Origin of the sequence: Lactobacillus sp. (assembly GCF_051873315.1) — a bacterium.
Taxonomy (GTDB): Bacteria; Bacillota; Bacilli; order Lactobacillales; family Lactobacillaceae; genus Lactobacillus.
The window spans coordinates 1-5,953 of the sequence record NZ_JBJEES010000131.1; the positions used below are offsets into that span (position 1 = coordinate 1).

Annotated in this window: 8 protein-coding genes; 6 read left to right on the forward strand and 2 right to left on the reverse strand. The window is 46.6% G+C overall.

The window, feature by feature from the left end; translation table 11 throughout:
• Positions 1–1,784: Cna B-type domain-containing protein (locus ACI32D_RS07680; protein ID WP_439775996.1), on the reverse strand; the 1,784-nt coding region annotated here is incomplete at its 3' end.
• 335 nt (positions 1,785–2,119) lie between these two features.
• On the opposite strand from ACI32D_RS07680, the gene ACI32D_RS07685 reads away from it, so the two are divergent.
• From ACI32D_RS07685 to ACI32D_RS07710, 6 genes are all read left to right on the forward strand, one after another.
• Positions 2,120–2,548, forward strand: a complete 429-nt coding sequence (locus ACI32D_RS07685; protein WP_439775997.1) for a GNAT family N-acetyltransferase — start codon at positions 2,120–2,122, stop codon at positions 2,546–2,548.
• Between the two features lie 180 nt (positions 2,549–2,728).
• Positions 2,729–3,241 carry an SRPBCC domain-containing protein gene (locus ACI32D_RS07690; protein WP_439775998.1) on the forward strand — a complete coding sequence of 171 codons (513 nt, stop codon included), beginning with the start codon at positions 2,729–2,731 and terminating at the stop codon, positions 3,239–3,241.
• Between the two features lie 28 nt (positions 3,242–3,269).
• Complete coding sequence (locus tag ACI32D_RS07695; RefSeq protein WP_439775999.1) at positions 3,270–3,611, forward strand: hypothetical protein; 342 nt, start codon at positions 3,270–3,272, stop codon at positions 3,609–3,611.
• The gene (locus tag ACI32D_RS07700; RefSeq protein WP_439776000.1) at positions 3,506–4,096 is read left to right on the forward strand and encodes an SDR family NAD(P)-dependent oxidoreductase; all 591 of its coding nucleotides are present in this window, start codon (positions 3,506–3,508) and stop codon (positions 4,094–4,096) included. The genes ACI32D_RS07695 and ACI32D_RS07700 overlap by 106 nt, the downstream gene beginning before the upstream one ends.
• Positions 4,097–4,129: 33 nt before the next feature.
• Positions 4,130–4,639, forward strand: coding sequence for a MerR family transcriptional regulator (locus tag ACI32D_RS07705; RefSeq protein WP_439776001.1), 510 nt, complete (start codon positions 4,130–4,132; stop codon positions 4,637–4,639).
• Positions 4,640–4,674: 35 nt separating this feature from the next.
• On the forward strand, positions 4,675–5,238 hold the full coding sequence (locus ACI32D_RS07710; RefSeq protein WP_439776002.1) for an NAD(P)H-dependent oxidoreductase: 564 nt from the start codon (positions 4,675–4,677) through the stop codon (positions 5,236–5,238).
• A 222-nt stretch (positions 5,239–5,460) separates the two neighbouring features.
• Here the strand turns inward: ACI32D_RS07710 and ACI32D_RS07715 are convergent.
• Positions 5,461–5,953 (reverse strand): tyrosine-type recombinase/integrase (locus ACI32D_RS07715; RefSeq protein ID WP_439776003.1); only part of this gene is annotated, 493 nt, incomplete at its 5' end.

The window sequence follows — 5,953 nt, forward strand, 5'->3', positions numbered from 1 at the left end:
ACCCAAGTCTTCTGACCCAGTACAGCTGTGGTTTCCGGCTGGTGGGTATTAGTTACATCGTAACCATCGACTTGTGAATCGTAGCCTTTGACTGCATCTTCCTTGATGGAGTAAGCGATCTTCTTGCCATCCTTATATTCTGGCAAGTTGTCGAAACTATACTGCCACTTGTCTGCTGCAGTAACCTTCTGACTATTGATTTCCTCCCCATCCGCTAAAAGATGAACTGTGATCGAGTCAGGACGCAGACCATCTTGGTCGTCATTATCTTTCCAGCTCTTTTGTCCAGAAACTGTAACCTTTTTGGCTTGCTTATTAGTGATTGTAAAGTCATTTCCAGTGTTGGAGACACTGCTTTCGTACCCATCAGGCACGTTCACTTCTTTCACCGTATAAGCAATTTTATTGCCATGAACAGCTTTGACCAGTTTATCCCAGGTGTATTTCCAGCCATCTGCTGCTGTCAACGTCACCGGATCACCAGTTGGATAACCATCGGCATACAACTGGACTTTAATGCTTTCCGGCCGGTCGGATTTATCATCCCCAACCCAGTCTTTTTTTACGCTGACGCTGGTCCGATTGCTGCCATCCACCCCGCCGTCAGCGTTGACATTGGTTACCTGGAAATTGAAGTCTTTCCCTGCAACAGCTGAATCACCTGAAATCTGATACCAAGCTTGGCTGTTGTTAGTGAACTTCTTCTGATTGTAATCAATGATCGAAGTCTTGTAGTTGATCACAATGTTGTTTCTGGAGACATGACGTTCTGGCAAAACTACGTTGATATTCTGTCCATCAACCTTGATTTCTGAACCTGGATATGCAGCTTCAAACTTACTGATTGCATCATCCCCATAGAAAAAGTCATTATTCCGACCTGAAACTGTAATCTTAAAACTGCTTGTATCGAGCTTTTGTCCTGGCTGAATTTGGTCAAGAAGCTTGGTGTCACCAATGACTTGATCTTTAGTGTTGTTCACGCACAAGAACCAGCGAACGTGGTCAGTATCCGATGGAAGCATGTCACCAGTCTTGTAGTAAAACGGGTTTCCACCACTACCAGAATCGCCAGACTTTGGTTTCGTAATCTCAATGTCGTTATACTTGGACCCGCTGCTAATTCTAACCGTACCAATTGACTCAGATGTAGTGTTCGTTACGTTGCGTCCTAAGATTTCAAATGATGCCCAGCCATTAACGTTGTCAAGATCCTCGATATTCTTATTAAAAGAGACGACCGCACTGTTTTGTGTGATCTGTAAAGTACCGACGTTTACACCGTCAATGTAAAGATCTTTGTTAAGCTGATAACCTTCGGCAAAAACTGTACTGCTACCTGTCCATTTCACTGAGATCTGGTCGCCTTCTTGCATCTTGACAGCATGGTCATCAAAATTGAATTTCACTTCAATTCTTTCGCCATCATTCACATGTGATTTTGAAACCGTCAGACTGGTGATGTTTGAACTGACATCCCTGCCGGAAGACTTTTGCGACGGAGCACGTGCTTGGTTAGTTCTTAAACGGTCCGTATTACTTGACTGTGCCTGGCTGCTGCTTATGGAGTTTGCTTCTGAAGCAGCTTCAGTATTAGTGGAAGTCTCCTTTTCTTCCTCATCTCCTTCCGCTTCGGTAGATGATGTTGTTTCTGTTGTTGCCGCAATGGAGTTGGTTACATTAACGGACAAGTTTCCCAACAACATCAAGACAATCATCTGCCAGGCTAGGAATTTCCTAAGCCTTTTTACTTTTTTCCTTTTCCTCGTAAAAATACCTCCCATTTTTTCTATTCAAGGCACAAAAATCTGCATTGCAATCAGATTATATCTGTTAAGTTATAATAGTGCTCAAAAAAAGAGCTCGGTAGCCCTAAAAACAGCTATAACAAGTTAATCTAATTTGTAGATTGATAATACCTTGCGTAATATGTTAGCGCTATTTTTTGAAAAAGTCAAAGCCTTTTTAAAAATTAGAACGGACCAATTTTGCTTTAAATCAGATCTAATTTCATTACTATTTTTAGCAGAAAATAGTGTTAAAATATCAGAAATACTTAATTTAAGAGGTGCACAAAATGAATATACGGCGCGCACGGGATAAAGATGTCCCAGCAATTATGAATTTACTCAACGAAGTGCTTGAAATCCATGCTTCTATCCGGCCGGATGTCTTTATTCCTGGTACAACCAAGTACACGGTTGAAGAACTGATGGAATTGTTAAAGGACGATCAAAAGCCAATTTATGTTGCGGTTAACGAAAATGATGACGTATTAGGCTATGCCTTTACGCAGCTTCAAGAGCAGCCTTTTTCTACAAACATGGTGCAGTTCAAGTCACTCTTTATAGATGATCTGTGCGTTGACAGCTCCCGCCGCTCTCAAGGCGTCGGCCGGGCTTTGCTGGATTTCGTCAAGCAGGAAGCCAAGCGCCTAGGATGCTATGAAGTGACTCTAAACGTTTGGGCCGGCAACGATTCCGCCATTCGCTTCTATGAGAAAAACGGCCTCAAAGTCAAGGAAACTACGATGGAATACATTCTGTAGCCACTAAAACTACAAAACGACCCGTGGAGCAAGTGCTCACGCGGTCGTTTTTTGCTTATTCAAGTACTATTTTTAAGGAGTCAGTGCAATTCCCCCAAAAAATCAAAATAATGCTTGACCTAGAGCTAGCTCCAGGTTTTACAGTAATTACTATCAAGTTAACGAAAGAAGGAATTACACATGCATTCAATTAGCTTTCCAAGCCGTTTTTTGCCTGGAACGACTGACAATTTTGTTTCTAATGAGGTTATTGTTAAAGATCTGACAGTTTTTGACATCTGGCACTATCTTATAGATACTGCTGAATGGGAAAAGTACTACGACAACGCCGCTAATATTGAACTTACCAACGGCGAAAACAGCGATCTTCACTACGGCGAACGTTTCCACTTTGATACTTTCGGCTTCCCGATCGATGCCCAGGTCATGGAACTGGTCAGCCCGACGGTTGACAGTCCGGTAGCCAGAATCGCCTGGCATGGCTGGAATGACGGGGATGAAGACTCTTCAATCGACGTATACCACGCTTTCTTGATCGAACAGCTGCCTGACAATCGTGTCCGCCTCTTGACCCAGGAATCTCAGCTGGGCAAGTCTGCCGCTGAACTGGCCGTAACTGTCCCAAACCCAATGCTTAACGGCCACCAGGCTTGGCTTGACGGCTTGTTAACTGCAGCTAGAGAACAATATTAACAATTGTAGACAAGGAGGTAAATTAACCATGAAAACTTGGATGATTACTGGTACTTCAAGCGGTTTTGGCAAGGCCTTGGCAAGCAAGCTGGCCCAGGAAGACGGCGTCAGCGTCATCGCCACCGCCCGTAAGGAAGCTGATCTTGACTATCTTGATCAGTACGATCACGGTCAGATCAAAAAGTCATCGTTGACGTGTCTGATCCGCAAGCGGTCAAGCGGGCAGCTGCATAAGCCCTGGCATTTTCGCCAAAAATCGATGTCTTGGTCAATAATGCCGGTCTGGGCTATTTCTCAACGATTGAAGAAAGCGACCTGCAGGAAGTGCGCTACATGTTTGAAGTTGACTTCTTTGGCCTGGCCGAAATGACGGAAGCCTTGCTGCCGCAGTTCCGGGCTAACAAGAGTGGTATAATTGTCAATATTTCATCGGCTCTGGGCTTGACTACTCTGCCAACCATGGGCTACTACAGTGCCGCAAAGTTTGCGGTTGAAGGCTATTCTGATGCCCTGCGCCAGGAAGTAGCTGACCTTGGAATCAAGGTATTGACGGTTGAACCGAGCGGCGCGCGGACCAACTGGGCTGGCTCTTCATCTGAAAAGAAGGTGCCGGAAATCGCTGACTATGCCAAATTCAAGAACATGGTTGCAACGACTGACCAGGCGGTTGACAATGCACCTGGGGATCCAGCTTTGATTGCCCAGGCAATCATTGACGCAGTTAACAGCGACGAGATGCCAGACCACCTGCCGCTTGGTGAATTTGCCTACAACGGCAGCCTGGAAAAGCTGCGCAAACTGGCAGCCGAAATTGAGAGCAATCGCGCCATCTCTCTGTCAACCGATGACAAGTAAGTGACTAAAAACAGATAAGCATTGGAGGAAAAGATGAGCTACAGCATCGGTCAAGTTGCGGCAAAACTAGGTATTTCTATTGACACGATTCGTTACTATGACAAGGAGGGCCTTCTGCCCTTCATCCAGCGCAACGGAAACGGCCGGCGCGTTTTTTCCGAAAATGACGTTCACTTGATGCGCACGATCATCTGCCTTAAAAACGCCGGCGTGCCGGTGACCGATATTGCTGACTTCATCCAAATGCGCCTGCAAGGCGACAGCACTCTTGAGGACCGCTACCAGCTCTTGAAAGCACACGAAAAGGACCTGCAGATACAGATCAGCGACCTGCAGGATACCTTGTGCTACTTGAAGTTTAAGGAATGGTATTTCGAGACCGCGATTAAAGCCGGTACCGAAAAGATTCACTTCACTCCTGGCAGTAACGAAGTCGTGCCTGACTTGGCCGACCAGTACAGCCAGTATCTGGAAGAGAGCGGCCAAAGTGAGGAACTGGCCCGCTTCAAGAGCGTCAAGGACTACCGGAACCGCAGCCATTAATTTTCCCCGTGAAAAAAGAAGGCAAAAAAATCTCCATGAAAACTTTGATCATTTTCGCGCACCCGCATCCGCGCGCTTCAAAGGTCAACCGTCCGCTGCTCGAAGCAGCCGCAGCCCTTGACAACGTTACAGTGCGCGATCTCTATCAGCTCTATCCTGACTTCAAAATCGACGTAGCGGCTGAACAGGCAGCGCTTGAAGCTGCCGACCGGGTCGTGCTCCAATTCCCGATCTACTGGTACAGCAGCCCGGCCCTGCTAAAACAGTGGGAAGATGACGTGCTGACTCACGGCTGGGCCTATGGCAGCAAGGGCAAAGCCTTGCATGGCAAGGAACTGCTGGTCTGCGTTTCCGTTGGCGGCGGGCAGGAACATTACACCCGGGAAGGCCTGCACGGCTACCGGCTGGCGGAATTGCTCCGGCCCTACCAGTCAATGGCCGGCTTGACCGGCATGAAATACGTCCGTCCCTTTATGACTTTCGGTGCACGTACGATTGCCGATGAAAACCTGCAGAGACAACAGAGACGCTATCGCAGGCTGCTGCAGACCACGGATCCACTTCCCGCGTACGGACTGCTTGAGACTGAGAGCAACTAATAACTGTTTATTAATTCCCTACTCTATCTAGCAAAAAATCCTTCGAAAAAATTCGAAGGATTTTGTTTTAGTCGATTTTAAGTTTACATAATTATTGTTATGTCTATAAAATTGCTAACTTTTTATCAGTGCTGAGAGGGCGATTCTGCGGCGCTTAAAAAGTTAGCAGTGACCAGTTGCACATTTAAGCGCAAATAATTGCTAGTTCAAAAATGCTATCTTTTATCCTAATCGGAAAGTCTTCAGATCTTCTTCCATGCTCTCGTCTTCCAGACCGATGTAGCGCAAAGTCGTCGTCGGGCTGCTGTGGTTCAGCATCTTCTGCAGCTTGTACAAGGCCCGGGGGTCCGGATCGCCAGCCGGGGTGGTCGCGCTCTTGATATAGTGATAGCCAAAAGTTTTGCGCAGGGTGTGTGTGCCGACAGTATTCGGATCAATCTCACACTGCCGGGCTGCCCGCTTCAAGTCCTTGTAAAAAGACTTGCCTTCAATATGCCCCTCCCCTTTTCTGGAAGGGAAAAGCCAGTCATCTGGCTTTAGCTGCATTTGCGCGATGTAGTTGGCCAAATCCTGGCTGATATTGCCAATGTATGCATGTCGGTTCTTGTGGGTTTTGGTTTCAACCAGGTTGTACCATTCTCCGTCCTCGATATCTGAGACCTTGGCCTTGACGATATCGGAAATCCGGAGCCCCGTGTTGATCCCAAAGACAAAA

What these genes read in the sequence shown, in the direction of transcription:
- ACI32D_RS07685 (WP_439775997.1), top strand. Translation starts at nt 2,120, where the DNA reads ATGAATTTACTCAACGAAGTGCTTGAAATCCATGCTTCTATCCGGCCG.
- ACI32D_RS07690 (WP_439775998.1), top strand. Translation starts at nt 2,729, where the DNA reads ATGCATTCAATTAGCTTTCCAAGCCGTTTTTTGCCTGGAACGACTGAC.
- ACI32D_RS07695 (WP_439775999.1), top strand. Translation starts at nt 3,270, where the DNA reads ATGAAAACTTGGATGATTACTGGTACTTCAAGCGGTTTTGGCAAGGCC.
- ACI32D_RS07705 (WP_439776001.1), top strand. Translation starts at nt 4,130, where the DNA reads ATGAGCTACAGCATCGGTCAAGTTGCGGCAAAACTAGGTATTTCTATT.
- ACI32D_RS07710 (WP_439776002.1), top strand. Translation starts at nt 4,675, where the DNA reads ATGAAAACTTTGATCATTTTCGCGCACCCGCATCCGCGCGCTTCAAAG.